This is a genomic window from Microvirga pudoricolor, from assembly GCF_016892705.1.
Lineage (GTDB): Bacteria > Pseudomonadota > Alphaproteobacteria > Rhizobiales > Beijerinckiaceae > Microvirga > Microvirga pudoricolor.
Genome location: NZ_JAFEMB010000004.1, coordinates 186,433 through 203,917, shown reverse-complemented (window position 1 = coordinate 203,917; position 17,485 = coordinate 186,433). Strand labels below are relative to the sequence as shown.

Here is a 17,485-nt window from a genome sequence, read left to right as displayed (position 1 = left end):
CAACTTCAGGGGCGGCGCTTTCGGCAAGGGTTTCGTCGCCGTTGGCTCACTTGCAAGCCAGCATCGCGCCAACGGGCCGGTTCGGCGCAGTCTAGAAATTACCCAAGATCCATGCTGCGATGAGCGTATCCTCAGGTCACACAATGCGCCACCGTTTCGGCAAAAGAGTACACAGATGTGAATCCCAGTTCATTCGTAGCCGCCGACGTGTCAGACGGGCCAGGCCGCAGAAAGGGAAAACCAGCGAACCCAGTCCTGATCTCTGAAGGCAAGTCGACCTGTAGATCGGGATAGATCGAGCGGACGGCAGACACAAACTGGTCGAGAGTATACCATTGTCCCGTTGCGACATTGTATATTCTATGAAGCGGTTGGGCAGCACTCAAGGCACACACGTTGGCTCTCGCGCAGTCGCGCGCATCGACGAACTCTTCCCGTCCGCCCCACGAGTAAAGAGGGTCGCTCAAGTCAGCGATTGTGCCGTTTCTCCCAGCTTCACTCAGGATCGATAGAAGGCGTCCGGGCACGCTCGAAGGCAAATTCGAGCCTTTCCCAAGAACGGCCCCGTAGCGAAGGATCACGACGTCGACGCCGTAGAGATCGGAATAGAGAAGTCCCAGATGCTCCCCGGCAAGCTTACTGGCCGCATAAAGGCTTCGAGGCCGCTCGCTCACGACCTTTAACGTGAAGTCTTCCTCGACTTTTGGCCCTCCCGCTGTTTCGAACGTGGAATACCCCACCGTCGTGGAACTTGCGAGAACGACCCGACCTAGGCCGTGGTGCCGCGCCACCTCCAAGATGCACGCCGTCCCCATCGTATTCGCCTGGTAAGCCTCGAAGGGACGTAGGCGGGCTTGTGTTGAGAGCATGGCAGCCGTGTGGACAACCTGCCTCACGTGGTGGCGAGCGACGAAGTCCGAGACGCTCTCGCGGTCGGTGACATCACAACGGGCGTAGCTCAGTTTCCGGTCGAAATGAGGGGGCGGTTCATCCCGTATGTCCATCAAGAGAACGGGCTCACCTGAGGCGAGCAACATCTCTGCCGTGAGACAGCCGATGAGACCGGCACCTGTCACGAGCGTGGTCATGGCGCAGGCGCCGCAGCGTCCTCGTCCAAGACCAAGTGATAGACCCGACCCCGAAACATCGATATCGAAGAAGCAATCGTTGATCGGACGAGTTGGCGCGTCTCGCTTGCCAGCGCGGCATCCATGTCCTCAAGGCTATCGAAGTAAAGGTCGAATATGGCTAAAACCGGCGGCGCTCCTTCTTCCGAACGCGCAAGGCGTCGCAGCTTCACGGCACGGATGCCGGGATAGGATCGGATCGCCTCGACTACCTTCCGGCAACCGAGATCGAACGCCGCCCGATCAGACTCGGCGACGTCACCTTCCATATAGGCACTTCGAACAATCATAACATGGAGCCTCGTTTTACAGCTATGCTACTTGTAGCCGAACAAGTGAGGGAGAAAGAGGACGATGCTCGGGAAGGCGCTGAGGATCAGCATGACGACAGCGAGTGGAATGCAAAAATTCCAGATCTCGCGATTGATATCCCTCATGGGCACCTTTGTCAGGGAAGAGAGAACAAAAAGGACCAGCCCGTAGGGAGGCGAGATGATCGCGATCATGAAGTTAATGATGACGACGATTCCGAAATGGACAAGATCGATCCCGAGTGCGTTGACGGCGGGCAGAAGGACGGGGACGAAGACCATCAACATGACGGCTCCATCGAGCACTGTTCCCAAGAGAAGGAAGATGACGTTGACCAGAAGCAGGAACTCGAACGGCGACAACTGCATACCGTAGATCCATGCCGCCAGCTGCTGCGCGATACCCTCGTTCGTAATGGCGAAATTGATGATGAAGGAGCTTATGATCAACATCATCACGATAGCCGACTGTCGAGCCGACTCAAGAAAGACGGCAAGCATCGTTTGCCAGTTGACATTACGGTAGACCACCACGCCCAATAGGATCGCCCAGAATGCCGCGACGGCAGCCGCTTCCGTGGGTGTGAAAATCCCGCTCCATATTCCGCCCAGGAGGACGACGGGAAGAGTGAGCGGCACCAGGGCCTGGAGGAGAATCTGGGCCTTGCTCCCTTGCTGACTGTCCGCCGCGCGAGGAAGATTACGCTTGTGGGCAAGGATCGATATCAGGACCGAAAGAGACAGAGCCATCAAGAAGGCAGGGATGATGCCCGCTAGGAACAGGGCTCCAACGGATGCACCCGAGATGACGGCATACAGCACGAGCGGGATCGAGGGCGGCATGACGGGCCCCAGCAGGGACGCCGCCGATGCGACAGAGACCGCCAAGCCACCAGGATAGCGCCCCTCTTGGCGCATCATTTTGATGGCAACCATTCCGGCGCCGGCTGCTTCCGAGACAGCACTTCCGGTCATTGATGACATGGCGACGTTCATGAGGACGGTGACGTGGCCATGCCCCCCTCTCAGGCGGCCCACGAGGACGTTAGCGGCCCGCCACAGGCGATCGGATATCGTCGCGGCATTCATGATGTTTGCCGCAAGGATGAACATCGGAACCGCCAGGAGCGTGTTCATGCCGATCGTGTTGTTGAGCGTCTGATCGACGATCAAGCCGACATCTTGGCCGCTCACCCAAAGATACACGATGCCGCTTCCAAACATCGTCAGAACGACGGGAACTCGCAGAACGGCGCCCAACACAAAGGTGAGGCAGAGGGCCGACAATCCAACGCTCATGTCTCAACCCACAATATTCTCAGTACTGGGCCCGCTATCGGCTTCAACGTGCTCCCGCCAATGCCTTCCGCTGAATTCAACCAGTTTCGCCACAAGGCGGACGACAACCATGACCATGTAAACTCCAAAGCAGGAGAAGACGATATCAAGCCTCCACTCCAGAACGTCAGTTCTCTCCCGCCACAGAAAGAGAATGTAGTCGAATATGGTAGGCAGCGCGCACAGGAGGATGAGGGCAAACAGCCCCGAACCCAGAATGCCGATAGCTCTCCGGCCCCGCGCTGGCGCGAGGTCCCAGACGACATCAAAGGCCACGTGGTCTTTTGATCGGACAACGAAGGCGTCTGTCAGGAGCGTGCACCAAAGCATGATGATGATCGCCACCTCATCGCCCCACATCAGCGGCCGTGAGAACACGTACCGCATGACGATCCCGAGCAGAAAGACCACGAAGATCCCAGCGAACATCAGTCCTGAGATAATCTCGGCAATGCGGTGCAATCGCTTGAGCAAGTTCGTTGCACCCACGGCAGCCATCGTTCGCTCCTTAGCCAAACCGGGAGGGCCCCTTGACACCTCTCCCGTCATTGAACAGCTTCGATCTTCGCCTTGAGGCCTGGCTGCCACTTTTGTTCGAAGCCCTCATCGGCGTAAAGCTTTGACGCACTCGCGCGGAAGGGAGCAAGATCCGGCTCACTGATGACCATTCCGCCTTGTTTGAACTTTGCGAGGGCTATCTGCTCATCGGCAAGCGTATTCTTGACCTGCATGGCGGCGGCCTCCTTGGCGGCTGCCCGAAGCGTGCCCTGCTGCTCAGGCGTCAGCTTGTTGAAAGCGGCCTTGGAGATCGAAAAGAATACGGGCTGAACTGAGTGCTTGGTGAGGACCATCTCCTTGGTAACCTCATCAAATTTCCAGTCGCGTGTCAGGCCGGGCGGATTGTCTTGGCCGTCGATCGATCCAGTCTTGAGGCCGAGATAGACCTCTGTGATCGGCATCGCGACGGGCGTCAGCTTCATCGCACGGGCCAGTGTCTGGAAGGCAGGCCCGGGCGGCATGCGCAGCTTGACACCGCTGAAATCGTCCGGGCTCTTGACGTTCTTGGCCATCCGCAGGCCGACGGACCTAGTGCCGAGGTATCCTGTGTCGAGAATGATCAGGTCCATTTTGTCGGCGACCTTGGCGTAGAACTCCTCGCCGATCGGGCTGTTGAAGACCCTGAGCATGTGTTCCGGGCTGCGGAAGACATAACCGGCACTGAGAACACCGTACTCTGGCAGCTGACCTTCAATTTCAAAGGTGACAGGTGACGCCATCTCAAGGTTGCCGCGCTGCATGGCGGGAAGTTCGGTCCCCTGTCTGAAGAGGGTGGACGCAGGATGCACCGACACAGCGACCTGTCCCGGGTGGGCCGTTTCCATCCGCTGCTTGATGTGGCGGAAGGCGTCGGTCAGAGGGCTGACCTCCGGGGCCGCGGTTGAGATGCGGAGTTGGGTTTGAGCCGTCGCAGTGCCCGTGAAACCCACGATAAGGCTCAAGGCAAGAATGACATGACGCGCGTTCATTGTTCGTCCTCTGGATGGTGTTGCTGCATTTTGGAACGAATGGCGCCAGAGTTCTTCGCCCGGTCGCCGGCCACATTCTTCAGATTGCAAGTCCTCCGAGCGATTTCCCGCCATCGACAAAGATTGTCTGACCCGTGATGAAGCGTGTCGAGGGCGCAGCCAAGAAAGCGATCACTTCAGCGATGTCGGCAGGATCCGCAGCCTTCCCCGTCGGTTCAAGGGCTTGGGCGGCGGCGTACTGGTCCTCGGGCATGCTGCGGGTCATGGGCGTGTCCGTGAAGCCTGGAGCGACCGAGTTGACCGATATTTGGCGCTCCTTCAACTCCATGGCGAGTGCACGCGTCAGCCCGATGATGGCCGCCTTGGAAGCAACGTAATGGGCAAACCCGATGCCGCCAATGGCGGCTCGCGACGAAACAGTCACGATGCGGGAGCCCGGCGTCATGCGACGGGCGGCCTCCTGCATCGGAATGAACGTTCCGAGTAGATTGACGTTCAGCATGAGCTGAAAGTCGTTATCGGAGATTTCATCCCATCGACGCGGCTGATAGATCCCGGCGACGCAAACCAGTGCATCGATCCTCGGCAGGGCAGCAATGGCCGAGGCGACGGCCCTTCGATCCGTAATGTCGAGCAGGCACGGCGTGATGGCGTCGTTGGAGGATGAGGCCAACGCATCGAGGCGCTCCCGATGACAATCGACTGCGACGACATGATAGCCGTCCTCCGCCAGGCGCTTCACCGTTGCCAGCCCGATCCCGGACGCCCCTCCCGTGACAAAGGCGAGTGGCGCGCTCGACATGGGCGCTAAGCCTCGCCCGCAATGGTTACGGAGAGGAGGCCGATCCCGCCGATTTCAGCGTCGATCCGGTCTCCCACCTTGAGGAAGGTTTGTTTGGGCACGCCGACACCGGCGGGCGTTCCTGTCAAAAGGACATCTCCTGGGTCGAGCGTCATAATTTCCGATGCGCGTGAGATTTGCTCCGCAACGGAGAAGATCATCTGACCGGCGTCCCCGTCCTGTTTGAGCTCTCCATTCACCGAGAGCCTCAGGCGGGCCTTTTGGGGATCGGGAAAGGTTGAGGCCGGTACGATCCATGGACCAAGGGGGCAGCAGGTATCATTCGCCTTTCCGGCAACCCAATCAAGCTTGTAGAATTGCTCGGGCGCCCGATTGAAGTCGCGAGCGGATAAATCGAGGGCGACCGTGTAGCCGGCCACATGACCTAGAGCGTCTTCAGGCGAGACGTGGCGCGCCGTTCGGCCGATAACAACAGCCAACTCGACTTCCCAATCGAAGGCTTTCGTGCCCCGGGGCATCAGTACCGTAGGACCGGGACCGACAACGGCATTCCTCGGTGGCTTCATGAAAAAGAAGAGCCGTTGGCTCTCTTTCGTGGTTCCCGGGAAGCCCATCTCGGCCATGTGGTCATAGTAGTTGGCACCCGCACAGAGAATCTTACCGGGATAGAGCAGTGGTGCCTTCAGTTCAGCCTCATTCACGGCAAACGGAGTGACGGTGGTATTCCCTAGGCGCTGCAGCAGTCGTTCGTTGGCGGTCCAATCCTCGAACAGTCCCGCCACTGTTGTCGGCAGTGTGATGCCAGCCTCCGCTGCCAGGGATGCGAGCGGGTATAAATTCTCATCCCGCACGAGGCATGCTGTTGGCTTGCCATCGAGTTGGGCTGTTGCCAGTGCCCACATCTGCTGCCCCACCCTTCATAATCCTGTCATCACCACGATGGCCGCTATTTCCGAACCTGTCAATATTTTGGAAAATGGAAAAATTTTGGAATAGAGACAACTTATCCGAAACCTGTTATGCGCTATGCATGAGTGACAGTATGATCTCCCTCTCCAACCCTTCGCCGCCAGGACGAACACTGGCGGAGCAAGTGTATGGGGCCTTGAAGTCCGACATCCTAGCCGGGGCTCTCACGGCCGGCTCGGCGCTCCTGACGCGAGACCTCCTCGAACGCTATCATTGTGGGGTCAGTCCACTTCGGGAGGCTGTGGCCCGTTTGGTTGGGGAGCAGTTTCTGGAGGCCACGAGCCACCGTGGCGTGCGTGTGCCCTCGTTCTCGGTCAACGACGTGGAGGACGTCTACCGCATCCGCATCGCGCTTGAGCGCGAAGCGCTGGCGCTGGCGATCATTCATGGCGACGACAATTGGGAAGGGGCCATTCTGGCAGCGGGGCACCGCATGGAGAAGGCTCCGCTGCCGGATCGAAATGAAGATCAGGGACACGCCGTGAGCGAGTGGGAGAAACGTCACCGATCTTTTCACACAAGCCTCGTCTCCGCGGCGCCCTCCCCTCGTTTGCTTCGCCTCATCAATCAGATGGTCGACCAGACGGAGCGCTATCGCGCGCTGCGTCTAGCGGGATCGGACCAGGCAAAGATTGGGCGAGATATTGTGGCGGAGCATCGACGCCTGATGGATCTGGTGATTGCGCGAGACCCTGCCTGTCTCGAATTGCTCGCAGACCACCTCGACCACACGCGTCAGGCCGTTGTTGCCTTGATCAGGTCTGCGGCGATTCCTTAAGATCGTGTTTTTAGGGTCCCTTCTGTGCGCGTTGGTCGGTTGATTACTCCAGCGCTCAAGGGCAAGTGCGCCCTGCAACAGTCAGCTTGAAGATCATCTCAAAGGTGTAGACGACCACAGGAACGGGGACGCTGGGCGAATCCTAAGATGAACCCTTCCGAGAGACGTCATGGCGAGACTTGTCCCAAAATGCCAAGCCGCAGTCATGTTCGGTCAAGCGATGGCATGGTGTTTATGCATACTGAAGCCTAACCGGTGTCTGCCACTCGCCATGATGGGGCACCTTTCGGTCTAGGTCTCTCAATATCCGAAGCGCAAGTAGGCCGTATCGGGTGAATAGGACGTACCCCACACTCTGCAGCAGGCCACGGCCCATCGTTTTGCCCGACAACATGTGTCGGACCTTTGATTGCGCACATGCCGGCCAAGCCCTCTATGGAACGGGGACCGTCAAACTGCCGAGCGGGCAGACAGCGAATAGGTGCCGGCTGGTGGTCAAGGCCAAGCTGCCGTCAAGGCATTCCCGTTCGGGACGGTATCGCGGGCGACGATGACGGCAAACCGGAGTGTGGTCATGGCCAGCACGCACTCAACGAGTCCACCTCGCTCTCAACCGAATGAGGGTGAGGTGGGCGGACATGACGCTCGAAGCATCCGCGACTACGAAGGGGCCTCGCTCGCCTCTGGGGCAAGCCATGAGCCCAAATGGTTGCGCTGGATGCCCGGGCTCACCACCCTCTTCCGATATCAGGTCGCATGGCTGAGCCATGATGTTATAGCCGGCCTAGTGCTGGCAACCATGCTTGTCCCGGTCGGCATCGCCTATGCCGTCGCATCGGGCCTGCCGGGCATTTGCGGCCTTTACGCCACGATCGTCCCGTTGCTGGTTTATGCCGTGTTCGGGCCGAGCCGGATTCTCGTTCTAGGTCCGGACTCGGCTCTCGCGGTCGTCATCCTCGGCGTTGTGCTCCCGTTGTCGGCCGGCGATCCGCAGCGCGCCATCGCCCTGGGTGCGATGATGGCGCTCGTTTCAGGTACGATCCTGATCCTGGCCGGCCTGGCACGCCTTGGCTTCGTGACCGAACTCCTCTCAAAGCCGATCCGCTATGGCTACATGAACGGCATCGCCCTGACCGTCCTGATCAGCCAACTCCCCAAGCTATTCGGCTTTTCGATCGAGAGCACAGGACCGTTGCAGGACCTGCTGGCTATCGGCAGGGCCGTGATCGCCGGCCGGACGAACTGGATAGCGCTGGCCGTCGGTTTGGGAACCCTGGCAACGATCCTGATGCTGCGGGGAAACCGGCGCGTACCCGGCATTTTGGTTGCCGTCGTCGGCGCCACGGTTCTCGTCCGCGCCTTCGACCTCGCTGAGCGCCACGAGGTCTCGGTACTCGGCTCCCTGCCCCAGGGCCTGCCCCGTTTCGCTGTCCCCTGGATCGAGATCGGCGACATTGTTCCAGTGCTGATCGGAGGCTGTGCCGTCGCCATGGTTTCGTTCGCCGATACCAGTGTGCTCTCCCGCGCCTACGCTGCAAGGACGCGTTCCGCAGTTGATCCTAACCAAGAGATGGTAGGGCTCGGAGCAGCCAACATGGCAACAGGGTTTTTCCAGGGCTTCCCAATCAGCAGCAGCAGCTCGCGCACGCCCGTCGCCGAGGCTGCCGGAGCGCGCACGCAGCTCACGGGCGTCGTTGGCGCACTAGCCATCGGCCTGCTGTTGCTGGTGTCTCCCAATCTGTTGCAAAACTTGCCGACCGCCGCTCTCGCCGCCGTCGTCATCGCGTCGGCTGTTGGGCTGTTCGAGTTCGGTGACCTCGGACGGATCTATCGAATCCAGCGTTGGGAGTTCTGTCTGTCGATAGCGTGTCTGGCCGGTGTGGCCGTGTTCGGCGCCATTCCCGGGATCGGCCTGGCGGTCGTGATCGCCGTCATCGAGTTCCTGTGGGACGGATGGCGCCCGTACTCCGCCATCCTGGGACGTCCGGACGGCGTCGAGGGTTATCACGATGTCACGCGCTACCCGAAGGCCCGTCGGGTTCCTGGCCTGGTCCTGTTCCGCTGGGACGCACCGTTGTTTTTTGCCAATGCTGAACTGTTCCGCGGGCGCGTCCTTGCCGCTGTAGCAGAATCACCGACACCGGTTCGTTGCGTAGTCGTCGCCGCTGCTCCCGTCACAAGTATCGACGTGACAGCAGCCGATGCCCTGGCCGATCTTGACGAGACCTTGCTGGCGCAAGGCATCGAGCTTCGCTTCGCGGAATTGAAAGATCCGGTCAAGGACAAGCTGAGGCGGTTTGGGCTGTTCGATCGGTTCGGCGAGACCCGATTCTTCCCCACGATCGACACGGCAGTCCTGCGCCATCAAGAAACGGCATGAAGGGGTCTGAGCAGGCCTGTCGAGATCGAACGCAGTTCTCTGTCTTCCGCCGCTTACGCCTTGCCCTTGTGGTCACGCAACCGCATGGCTTGCCTCAAAACCTCAAAGATCACCGCCGTCGACCAGCCGAACAGGAGCACGCCGTTCATGGCTGCCAGCGGGCCGAGCAGACGCCAACGCTCGACCGGCAGGACATCACCGTAGCCGAGCGTGGTGTAGTTGACGAAGGCAAAATAGACGACATCGGTCCCGACCGGAGCGGCGTCCAGGAGTGCGTATGCGAGCGACCACACCAGCACCTCGGCGACATGAGCCATCATCAGCACCCCGACCGTCGCAACCATGACGGCAGCGAGCCAAGCTGGGAGCCGGTTGTGTCCCCACCTGAGAGCGTGTCGGGCAACGCTCACAAGCGTAGCCATTACGGTGGCATGGATGGCGATGTTGCCCAAACTCACGGCACCCCCGAGGAGAAGCTGTCGCAGCATGAGAAGCTTTCTACGGCGTGGCGGTTGGAATGAGGTAAAGGATCGTCGCGATGATGAGATACAGGGCGAGCAGTTGGGCTCCCTTGAACCAGTTGGACCGGCCCGTGGCCGCAACGGTTGCTCCAAGAAGTATCGCCCCGAACAACATCCACATCTCGGCCTGAGAGAAAACCAGCCGGAACTGAGGCTGCCCCATGGCAGGCGCGATCAGCACTAGAATGGGAGCGACGAAGAGCGCGATTTGAACGCAGCTCCCCAGGGCGATGCCGATGCTCAGGTCGGGACGGTTGGCTCTGCCCATGGCGATGGCAGACCCGGATTCGGCCGCGCTCCCCACCAGTGCCAGCACGATCACTCCCATGAACATCTGGGACATCCCGAGCGAGCGCCCCGCCTGCTCGGCGGCGCCAACGAGGATCTCGCTCATCCACGCTGCGCCCAAAGAGGCGAGCAGCAGTGTCGTGACCCCCCATCCAAGGCTGGTGTGTGCCGTAGCTCCTTCGTCCATTATGGGCGCGTTCAGCTCGGTAAAAGTCTCGGGATGGGTTCGCAGCGAGTAGAGCAGGAAAAGACCATAGAGACCAAGCAAGACGACGGCAACAACGAGATCCAGCGTTGAATGCACGCCGAGGTGAGGCTCGGACTCCAGGGCGCGGTGGAACGCGCTCGGCAGCGCCAGGCCGATCCAGGCCAAGACCATCGTCGACGCGTAGGTCCGGACCGCGTTTGGGTTATATTCCTGGCTGTGATGACGCAGGCCGCCGAGCAGAAATGAGAAGCCAAGAGCCACCAGAAGGTTGGCGAGCAACGCACCAACGATGGAGGCGCGCACCATCTCGAGCAGCCCCGCGCGAAGAGCCACCATGGCGATAATCAGCTCCGGAAGGTTGCCGAAAGTGGCGTTTAGCAAGCCACCAATGGTGGCGCCTGTGTGGACGGCGACCTGCTCGGTTCCCTGAACGATCAGCTTGGCGAATGGTACAATGGCCAAGGCGGCACAGAAGAAAATCACGCCGGCCGGCACGTGGCCAGCGTGATCGAGAATGGCAGCGACCGGCGCAAGGATCACGAGCCATAGGACAGAGGGCTTGAAGAGGAACGCGAAAGGAGCAAAGCTTGCGTCAGGATATGACTTGTCCGCCATGACCTCCCACCTGATGTCAGCGTCGTTTTCCTCTATCCCGGCTCGCGCGGTGCTTGGTCGACAGAGACGAGCGGTTGGCAGTCTCGGCTGCTCATAGATAAATGCTGTAGGCGGCCGTATGCCAAGCCGTCTGCATCATCCGGCGTGTCCGGTCGGATCAACGCAGGCTGATCTCTACGCCGCTCACGTTCGCGTTGAACTCCAGTCCAATCGTGCGACCATGCAGTTCCAGCACGACGCCTTTCGAGTTCTGCAAGCGAATGCCCGATGCTCCGCCCCCCCACCGCGACACCGCCGCCAATCGCCGTGTAGGTACCGGTAATATCGGAGGGTTGGCGCAGGTTGTAGGCTCGCCCGACCAACTCGGCCTTGGATACGCCGATGGTCGCACCCAGACTCAGACCTCCCACGCTCAGTGGATACCGGCGCCCTTGCAGAACAAGCGTCCCATGACCGCCGCCAACGCCAACGATGAATCCCGCCTTGACCACCTGAACATGGACCGTCCCGGTGACGGCTCCTGCAGAGCTCCCTGTGAGCGAAATGAGCGCGATCGCCAGAGCGAGTTGACCGCCTTGAACAGATCTCGGTGATTTGGTCATATTCCTGTCCCTCTTTCGGAGCGATGGGTCTTTATGTGCCGACCTAATCTCAGCGAGCCGCGCGTTGGCGTGCGCGCATCAGTACGCTCCCACGACCGTGCCCCGGGCGCGCCCTCCCGAAGTGCGGCACGAGCAACCGGTGCCGACTGGGGCCGCATTGATGAGTGCACAGGTTCGCACCGAGGTCGCACAATACCCGCCGACGCCTGAGGCGACCGGTGTCTGGTACAAGGCGTACGGTCTGTTATAGTATGGATACGTGGCAGCAGCCCCGATGACGGCTCCGGTTCCTACGCCCCATCCCCAACCGCCGTAGTAGGTGCCGTAGTAAGGATAGCGTCCGTAGTAGGGATAGCGCCCACCGTAATTCGGGTATCGCCCACGCCAATCGCCGCGATTGTCGAAACGGCCAGGACTGTTGATCGCCGCTTGGCGGAGTCCCCCAGGCCCCGGTCGGACGCCTCCGCCCTGGCTCCCGAAGCCGCCGCCCATCCCGACCCGGGATCCGCCCATCCCTCCTTGAGGAACGAATGTTCGTTGTCCACCGCCGAAGCCGCCGCCGCGGAAGCCGCTGCTACCCCGGAAGCCTCCACCGCCGCCGAACCCTCCTCCGCCGATGCGGGCGCCCCCTCCACCGCGACCTCCGCGCTGGGCATCGGCAACGTCCGGGATCAGGAGCGCACCCGCTGCCAGGGCGCACAGGGCCAGGAGAGTCCTGTTCATCGGATTCCTCCCTTCCGCTGGCCAGCACCACACCGCGCCGGCAAGATGACAGTAGGAGAGTCCAGTGTGACCGTCTCTGAAAGGCATGCTTGTTCGTTTGGGACAAGATCTTCGCATTTATTGCCATAGTCCTTGCTCGGGAAATTCTCAGTCGTCGACGGAGTTGCCCCAAGACGCCTCTCAGACAGTCGAGCGAAGGCATACCCTTGCCGAGGCGAGCGCGTTCGGTCGAACGGAAATTCCTGCGCCGAGGCCCCATTGGGAGAGTGGCGTGGTCATCGTCGTCCCAAACTGCCAAGCAAGTGTCCCAAGCCGTCAAGCAGGCGGCAGTTGGGTCCTTAGTCTGGCTGCCATGGGAATCAGCAGGAGGCCGAGATGCGGAAGGAATTGGTCGGTGCCGTCGCAGCCTTGTTCATCGTTGGCGCGCCCATGGCCCATGCACAGCAGCCCCCCTCCGCTCAGGCCGGCGCGCCGGACAACGGACGGCTCAATCAGGCTGATGCCAAGATGCTGACCGACATTCGGGTCGGGATGATCAAAGCCGCATTGCAACTTACCCCGGACCAGGAAAAGCTTTGGCCCGGGGTGGAGGAAGCGATCCGCACCAGGGCTGAAACCCGCTACCGCCGACTGGCTTCGTTGAGAGATCGCCTGGATCAGCCGCGCGACATGGATCCTGTGCAGCTGTATCGCCAGCGCGCCGATATCCTGGCGGATCGTGCGGCCGGATTGAGGAAGCTGGCCGATGCTTGGCAGCCGCTGTACCAGAGCCTCACTTCGGACCAGCGGACGCGACTTCGCCTCGTGACGGTGCACGCTATGGACAGCCTTCGGGCTGCCATGGAGAGCCGCAACATGGATATGGACGACGAGGAGGACATCGACCTCTGGGTCTTCGCGCATTAGATGGGTCGGCCGGCCTGTTTGGCCCGGCAGGCGCATAGGCATTCATGAAAACAGTCGAGAAAACTCCATGCGGACGATCATCGTAGGATTCCTGACGTGCGCTGCCCTGGCAGCGTGTGTCTCAGGCTCAAGCTCGGATTCACGCCCGCCTAACTATGTCTCCTCCCAAGCATCACAGTCACCGGGGATCCGCAACGATACCTTTGGGGGAGCCGCGATGCCTATGCGAGGGTTGCCGCGCTGAGCGCCCGGCCAACGGATAGCCCGGCGGAGACCGGTCCAAGTCATTTCGTCTTGTGGACAATTATCTCATCACCTGCGATGGCCTTTCGCAACGCCAGGCTGTCGGGGTCCGGCCCGACCAGCGCCGGAAGGCTCGGGTGAAGGCGCTCGCTTCGGAGTAGCCGAGCGCCGCTGAGACTTCGCCCAGGGACAAATTGGTGTCTTCCAACAATTGCCGTGCGATCTCGAAGCGAATCTCGTTGGCGATGCTCCGATATCCTGACCCGCTGTATTTCAAGCGCCGGCTCAAGGTGCGCCGGTGCATGGCCAGCAATCCGGCCAATACGCTCACGGAGCAGGAACGGCTCATGATCCTTATGCGCAGCAGCCGGCGGATGTCGTCAGAGAACGTCACGTGCGCGTCGCCCCCTTGCCGCCGAACCTGTTCTTCCAGCATGTTGCGAAGCAGGGGATCTGCGCCAATCACCTTCCGCTTCAAGTCCTTTGCCGGGAAGACCAGCGTCGTGCTCTCCTGATTGAAGCGGACGGGAGCCAGGAAATGGCGCCGATAGCATCCGGAATCGGCTGGAGGCATGCGCGCCAGGAGCACCTCCGTCGGGCGCCACTCGGCGCCGCACAGGGTGCGCAGCGCATTGAAGGAAACCGCCACTGCAGCCTCGGTGATCTGCTCCGCGCTCACGCTCTCAAGCTGGTAGGCCGCGTAGGTGAGTAGGGCGACATCATCACTCACGGTCAGAGAGGCCACCACCGCCCTGTCCTGGACACGCAGGTTCGAAACAAGCGAGTGAAGGGCCGTGCCGATTGTCTCCGAATGCTGCATCAGCCGTCCGATGAGGTCGAGGGACCGGATGGTGGCGCGCTGGCCCACCAGAAGACCAAAGTGCGGGCAGCGCGTCCGCGCCACGCACAAGGTGTATAACCTGTCCAACGCGGTGAACGCGACGATGCTCTGGCTGTCCTCAAAGAGGCGAGGATCGAGCCCGGCCTCTCGGATCAAAGGATCGGGGTCGACGCCAAAATCGCACAGGATCGCAGCGATCTCTCGGCTGACACCAAGATGAATGTAACCCGGCGCAAGTGCTTGTCGCGACTTCACGTGAGACGTGGCCGGGATCAGAATCGGTTGCCCCGGTTCGCGGACGGTTTCCTGCAATGCCTCTCCGATGTTGTCGCGCATCGTCATACCCTCAGCAGATTTCGTACAGTGGCGTCAGGATCCTGCTGGAGTGGCGCCGAATGACGCGCATCACAGACGGACTGAGCAGCGGGATGCGCCATGGGTAGCCACGACGAACCTTAGAGCCGTGCCATGGTCGTGACCGGGAGTGATGGACGGCCGGGCGCATGGGGAGCTCCTTAGCGGGGACAGACGTCCCAGAAGCCCTGGGTGCGTTGGGGGTTGGTGTAGTACCAGCAGGAGCCGGCGGCGGGTGCCGGAGACGTCGCATAGGCCGTCGCGGCCGCTGCCGTCACGAAGCCGAGGGCTGCGCCAGCGGCCACCGCCGTGCCAGGGCGCCACCAGTAGGAAGACGGCCGGTACCAGCCGCCCGCCGGCACGGCCGGCCGATAACCCGGACGGACCGCGACATTGCCCGCTGGGCCGCGCGCCGCAGCTCCCCCGTAAGCTCCGCGGGCTGCGACCCCACCCTGCGGGCCCCGGGCTACGGCTCCACGAGGTCCGCGTGCCACGGCGCCGCCTCGTGGGCCGCGGGCGGCCGCCCGAGCGTACGCTGGATCTCGCGCCAGGACGACTTCGAGCAGGCTGGATGGAGCTTCCGTCTGCGATCCCCATGAAGGCGGAGCGGCTGCCTTTGCCTCGATCGAGGCAAAGGCAGTCAGGCCGAATGTGAGAGACAGTCCGATGAATCCAAGAGTGCATTGGCCTGGGGACCGCTCATGCATGCGCCTCTCCCATGAATGGTCGACGAGGAGCAAGGAGCCATCCCGTCGCAATCGGAACGCGGGCCTGCGGAGGATGCGATCCAAGCTCGGCCGAGACAAGCATTCCATCGGCTCTCACCTCATGCTTGACACTTCAGGACAGGAACTTTGCAGTTTGGGACAAGCATTTCCTGGAAATTCCTGCCCGCTCGCAGTGCCGCCAAGGCGGCGATCACCGTCGGCGGGTACCGAATGTGGCACTGAGAATGCCTCTCACGGCGAGGCTTCTATAGACACCGCGAATGACGCCCATTTCGCCCGGAATGCACCCGACCCAGTGTCGGAAATCTGCGACAGCTTGCGGATCGGACGCCGCAGGAGACTGGCGACAAGCGGGACGTTCAAGCACGAAGGCATCGCTCCTGGGCAGTGCGGCGGAAAATGTCCTGTCGGTCGACAATTCACCCGCTCACCCGTTCTGGCGAGCTTGGCGCTTCGTCTTCGGCGCCCTTGATCGCTCGCGACGGACAGGTGACCCAAACTGCCAAGAGATTGTCCTCGCCGGTCAAGCGGCATGGCCTGTCCCGCTTACACTGACCAGCCAGGGATGGGGCATCCGGGACTGTCACAGATAGATGCCTTGCCGGGAGGAGAGCACGATGCGAGTGGCGGGACTACTCCCTGGCATTGGGCTCGGTCTGAGCCTTGCCACATTGGCATTCGTGCCAGGAGCCTGGGCTCAGGCGAGCCTGTCGGGGTACCAAGGTGCTTGGCTGGCCGGGGGGCTGGACTGTTCGGAGATTTACGCGTCCACCGGGAAAGGAGCGTCGTTCAAGAAACCGGTCAACATCTTCGCACCGGCCTTCATCGTCGCCGGCAACCGCCTGAGAACGCCCCAGGCAACGTGCCGGATCAAATCCGTCAAGCCCACGGGAGATCGTCAGCGTCTTGCCCTCGACTGTGCCAACGCCGTGGCCGGCCACGAGGTCATGGTTCTCATGGCAACCCAGCCGGACAATTCGCTCAAGCGCTTCTTCAACGAGCAGGACACGGTCGGCAGTGCATACCAACGTTGCTCGCGATGACGGTCAGGCAGCTTGGGGGGCCCTCCCGCGTCCCTGGGGCCGCCTCGGCCCGTCCTGAGCTGTCAACGCCTCCGCCCGAGCGGCGGAACCTGGCCTGCGCCTTGACACGATGCGAGCGACAGTGGCGTGGCCGACGACCGAGCCATCGCCCCGGCTTTGGTTGCGGAACAGCCTCCGATCCCGTTGGCGGGCTGCTCCGCCCGTCAGCACGGGCGCCGAAGCCGAGAGTGGGGGTATCAGCATGTGGACACTTCGGAAACGATCCCTTGTGTCTATCCTAGCGGCGTTCCTGCTTGGGACACCCTTCCTAGCCGCCGCTGCCTTGGCGGACGACCCTAACCTGGAACCGGCTCAGCGCGTCCGGGAGGCCGGTTCGGCGTCGCTCATCGCCACCTCGAAGCGATCATCCGGAGCCACCAAAGCGGCGGCGCGCAAATCGTCCACGAAGCCAGACCTCAACGGCAACTTCATCTATGGGCTCATCAACACCATCCGGGCCCGGAGCGAGGAGTTGTGCGCCCGCTATGGAAATGCGTCCGACTGTCTCGAGGAGGCGGAGGTTTGCCTGACCATGCGAGACATGGACGACAATATGATCAGGTTGTGCCTCAACACCGCGCCTCGGGACGCTCGAGGCAACGGCGAGACGCTGCAGAAGTCGCGCCTGAGACGCTAGTCTCGACCAACGTGGCGGACGACAGAAGAAATGACGGGGTGGATACAGAGCCTTTGGAGGCTGACATGAGGAATCTCGCGACTTTCGCCGCTGCCGCCTTGATTGTGACCTACAGCGCCCAGCCAGCGGACGCTCAATACCGGCATGGATACCCCGGCTGGGGCTACCACGGCGGCTATTACGGCCACGGCGGGTGGGGAGGTGGCGGTTCCATCGCCGCCGGGCTCATCGGTGGTGCGATCCTTGGAGGCCTCATCACCGCGGCCGCCACTGCCCCGGCTTATGGATATGGGTATCCGGCCTATGGCTACGGGGCCTACGCTCCCTGGCAGGGCTATTACGCGCCGAGTGTCGGGTACTACGACCCGCAGCCGGTCTATTATGGACCACGATACTATCCTCGCCCTGCCTATTACGGGCCCCGCTACTACGGTGCGTACCGGGGCTACTATGGCCCCCGGTACGTCGGACCTCGCGCGGCCTACCGACGATCCTGGTGAGAACGG

18 protein-coding genes are annotated in these 17,485 nt (G+C 61.5%); 6 read left to right on the top strand and 12 right to left on the bottom strand.

The features are described 5' to 3' along the window. Window positions 1-131 precede the first annotated feature (131 nt). The 7 genes from ILT42_RS14870 to ILT42_RS14840 all read right to left on the bottom strand — a co-directional run bounded on the left by ILT42_RS14870 (window position 132) and on the right by ILT42_RS14840 (window position 6,018). On the bottom strand, window positions 132-1,088 hold the full coding sequence (locus ILT42_RS14870; RefSeq protein ID WP_204216405.1) for an NAD-dependent epimerase/dehydratase family protein: 957 nt from the start codon (window positions 1,086-1,088) through the stop codon (window positions 132-134). Then, window positions 1,085-1,396 (bottom strand): EthD domain-containing protein, encoded by a 312-nt coding sequence (locus ILT42_RS14865; protein WP_204216404.1) that lies wholly within the window; start codon window positions 1,394-1,396, stop codon window positions 1,085-1,087. The genes ILT42_RS14870 and ILT42_RS14865 overlap by 4 nt, the downstream gene beginning before the upstream one ends. Window positions 1,397-1,444: 48 nt before the next feature. Next, window positions 1,445-2,737: a TRAP transporter large permease gene (locus tag ILT42_RS14860; protein ID WP_204216403.1), complete on the bottom strand. Its 1,293-nt coding sequence runs from the start codon at window positions 2,735-2,737 to the stop codon at window positions 1,445-1,447. A 3-nt stretch (window positions 2,738-2,740) separates the two neighbouring features. Beyond that, window positions 2,741-3,274 (bottom strand): TRAP transporter small permease, encoded by a 534-nt coding sequence (locus ILT42_RS14855; RefSeq protein WP_204216402.1) that lies wholly within the window; start codon window positions 3,272-3,274, stop codon window positions 2,741-2,743. 47 nt (window positions 3,275-3,321) lie between these two features. Then, window positions 3,322-4,302 (bottom strand): TRAP transporter substrate-binding protein DctP, encoded by a 981-nt coding sequence (gene dctP / locus ILT42_RS14850; RefSeq protein WP_204216401.1) that lies wholly within the window; start codon window positions 4,300-4,302, stop codon window positions 3,322-3,324. 79 nt (window positions 4,303-4,381) lie between these two features. Continuing rightward, window positions 4,382-5,104: an SDR family NAD(P)-dependent oxidoreductase gene (locus tag ILT42_RS14845; protein WP_204216400.1), complete on the bottom strand. Its 723-nt coding sequence runs from the start codon at window positions 5,102-5,104 to the stop codon at window positions 4,382-4,384. 5 nt (window positions 5,105-5,109) lie between these two features. Then, window positions 5,110-6,018, bottom strand: a complete 909-nt coding sequence (locus ILT42_RS14840) for a fumarylacetoacetate hydrolase family protein (RefSeq protein WP_204216399.1) — start codon at window positions 6,016-6,018, stop codon at window positions 5,110-5,112. A 128-nt stretch (window positions 6,019-6,146) separates the two neighbouring features. On the opposite strand from ILT42_RS14840, the gene ILT42_RS14835 reads away from it, so the two are divergent. Together ILT42_RS14835 and ILT42_RS14830 are read left to right on the top strand one after the other, a co-directional pair. Next, complete coding sequence (locus tag ILT42_RS14835) at window positions 6,147-6,851, top strand: GntR family transcriptional regulator (RefSeq protein WP_204216398.1); 705 nt, start codon at window positions 6,147-6,149, stop codon at window positions 6,849-6,851. A gap of 718 nt (window positions 6,852-7,569) precedes the next feature. Beyond that, window positions 7,570-9,231: a SulP family inorganic anion transporter gene (locus ILT42_RS14830; RefSeq protein ID WP_229428705.1), complete on the top strand. Its 1,662-nt coding sequence runs from the start codon at window positions 7,570-7,572 to the stop codon at window positions 9,229-9,231. Window positions 9,232-9,284: 53 nt separating this feature from the next. Here the strand turns inward: ILT42_RS14830 and ILT42_RS14825 are convergent, their stop codons facing one another. The 3 genes from ILT42_RS14825 to ILT42_RS14815 all read right to left on the bottom strand — a co-directional run bounded on the left by ILT42_RS14825 (window position 9,285) and on the right by ILT42_RS14815 (window position 12,188). Beyond that, window positions 9,285-9,575 (bottom strand): potassium channel family protein, encoded by a 291-nt coding sequence (locus ILT42_RS14825; RefSeq protein WP_204216396.1) that lies wholly within the window; start codon window positions 9,573-9,575, stop codon window positions 9,285-9,287. 154 nt (window positions 9,576-9,729) lie between these two features. Next, the gene (cax, locus tag ILT42_RS14820; protein ID WP_204216395.1) at window positions 9,730-10,863 is read right to left on the bottom strand and encodes a calcium/proton exchanger; all 1,134 of its coding nucleotides are present in this window, start codon (window positions 10,861-10,863) and stop codon (window positions 9,730-9,732) included. A gap of 680 nt (window positions 10,864-11,543) precedes the next feature. Beyond that, the gene (locus tag ILT42_RS14815; protein ID WP_204216394.1) at window positions 11,544-12,188 is read right to left on the bottom strand and encodes a hypothetical protein; all 645 of its coding nucleotides are present in this window, start codon (window positions 12,186-12,188) and stop codon (window positions 11,544-11,546) included. 375 nt (window positions 12,189-12,563) lie between these two features. On the opposite strand from ILT42_RS14815, the gene ILT42_RS14810 reads away from it, so the two are divergent. Next, a complete protein-coding gene (locus tag ILT42_RS14810; protein WP_204216393.1) occupies window positions 12,564-13,094 on the top strand; it encodes a Spy/CpxP family protein refolding chaperone in 531 nt (176 codons plus the stop codon). 304 nt (window positions 13,095-13,398) lie between these two features. Here the strand turns inward: ILT42_RS14810 and ILT42_RS14805 are convergent, their stop codons facing one another. Together ILT42_RS14805 and ILT42_RS14800 are read right to left on the bottom strand one after the other, a co-directional pair. Continuing rightward, entirely contained in the window at window positions 13,399-14,514 is a 1,116-nt protein-coding gene (locus ILT42_RS14805) for an AraC family transcriptional regulator (protein WP_204216392.1), read from the bottom strand. A gap of 179 nt (window positions 14,515-14,693) precedes the next feature. Beyond that, window positions 14,694-15,026 carry a hypothetical protein gene (locus tag ILT42_RS14800; RefSeq protein WP_204216391.1) on the bottom strand — a complete coding sequence of 111 codons (333 nt, stop codon included), beginning with the start codon at window positions 15,024-15,026 and terminating at the stop codon, window positions 14,694-14,696. An 851-nt stretch (window positions 15,027-15,877) separates the two neighbouring features. On the opposite strand from ILT42_RS14800, the gene ILT42_RS14795 reads away from it, so the two are divergent. The 3 genes from ILT42_RS14795 to ILT42_RS14785 all read left to right on the top strand — a co-directional run bounded on the left by ILT42_RS14795 (window position 15,878) and on the right by ILT42_RS14785 (window position 17,479). Continuing rightward, a complete protein-coding gene (locus tag ILT42_RS14795; protein ID WP_229428679.1) occupies window positions 15,878-16,303 on the top strand; it encodes a hypothetical protein in 426 nt (141 codons plus the stop codon). Window positions 16,304-16,571: 268 nt separating this feature from the next. Then, complete coding sequence (locus tag ILT42_RS14790; RefSeq protein ID WP_204216389.1) at window positions 16,572-16,979, top strand: hypothetical protein; 408 nt, start codon at window positions 16,572-16,574, stop codon at window positions 16,977-16,979. A gap of 65 nt (window positions 16,980-17,044) precedes the next feature. After that, window positions 17,045-17,479, top strand: coding sequence for a hypothetical protein (locus ILT42_RS14785; RefSeq protein ID WP_204216388.1), 435 nt, complete (start codon window positions 17,045-17,047; stop codon window positions 17,477-17,479). Window positions 17,480-17,485 lie beyond the last annotated feature (6 nt).

Coding starts and splice junctions, on each gene's coding strand:
- cax (WP_204216395.1), bottom strand. CDS start 10,863: ATGGCGGACAAGTCATATCCTGACGCAAGCTTTGCTCCTTTCGCGTTC.
- ILT42_RS14795 (WP_229428679.1), top strand. CDS start 15,878: ATGCGAGTGGCGGGACTACTCCCTGGCATTGGGCTCGGTCTGAGCCTT.
- dctP (WP_204216401.1), bottom strand. CDS start 4,302: ATGAACGCGCGTCATGTCATTCTTGCCTTGAGCCTTATCGTGGGTTTC.
- ILT42_RS14835 (WP_204216398.1), top strand. CDS start 6,147: ATGATCTCCCTCTCCAACCCTTCGCCGCCAGGACGAACACTGGCGGAG.
- ILT42_RS14865 (WP_204216404.1), bottom strand. CDS start 1,396: ATGGAAGGTGACGTCGCCGAGTCTGATCGGGCGGCGTTCGATCTCGGT.
- ILT42_RS14810 (WP_204216393.1), top strand. CDS start 12,564: ATGCGGAAGGAATTGGTCGGTGCCGTCGCAGCCTTGTTCATCGTTGGC.
- ILT42_RS14825 (WP_204216396.1), bottom strand. CDS start 9,575: ATGGTTGCGACGGTCGGGGTGCTGATGATGGCTCATGTCGCCGAGGTG.
- ILT42_RS14845 (WP_204216400.1), bottom strand. CDS start 5,104: ATGTCGAGCGCGCCACTCGCCTTTGTCACGGGAGGGGCGTCCGGGATC.
- ILT42_RS14855 (WP_204216402.1), bottom strand. CDS start 3,274: ATGGCTGCCGTGGGTGCAACGAACTTGCTCAAGCGATTGCACCGCATT.
- ILT42_RS14860 (WP_204216403.1), bottom strand. CDS start 2,737: ATGAGCGTTGGATTGTCGGCCCTCTGCCTCACCTTTGTGTTGGGCGCC.
- ILT42_RS14785 (WP_204216388.1), top strand. CDS start 17,045: ATGAGGAATCTCGCGACTTTCGCCGCTGCCGCCTTGATTGTGACCTAC.
- ILT42_RS14815 (WP_204216394.1), bottom strand. CDS start 12,188: ATGAACAGGACTCTCCTGGCCCTGTGCGCCCTGGCAGCGGGTGCGCTC.
- ILT42_RS14805 (WP_204216392.1), bottom strand. CDS start 14,514: ATGCGCGACAACATCGGAGAGGCATTGCAGGAAACCGTCCGCGAACCG.
- ILT42_RS14830 (WP_229428705.1), top strand. CDS start 7,570: ATGCCCGGGCTCACCACCCTCTTCCGATATCAGGTCGCATGGCTGAGC.
- ILT42_RS14870 (WP_204216405.1), bottom strand. CDS start 1,088: ATGACCACGCTCGTGACAGGTGCCGGTCTCATCGGCTGTCTCACGGCA.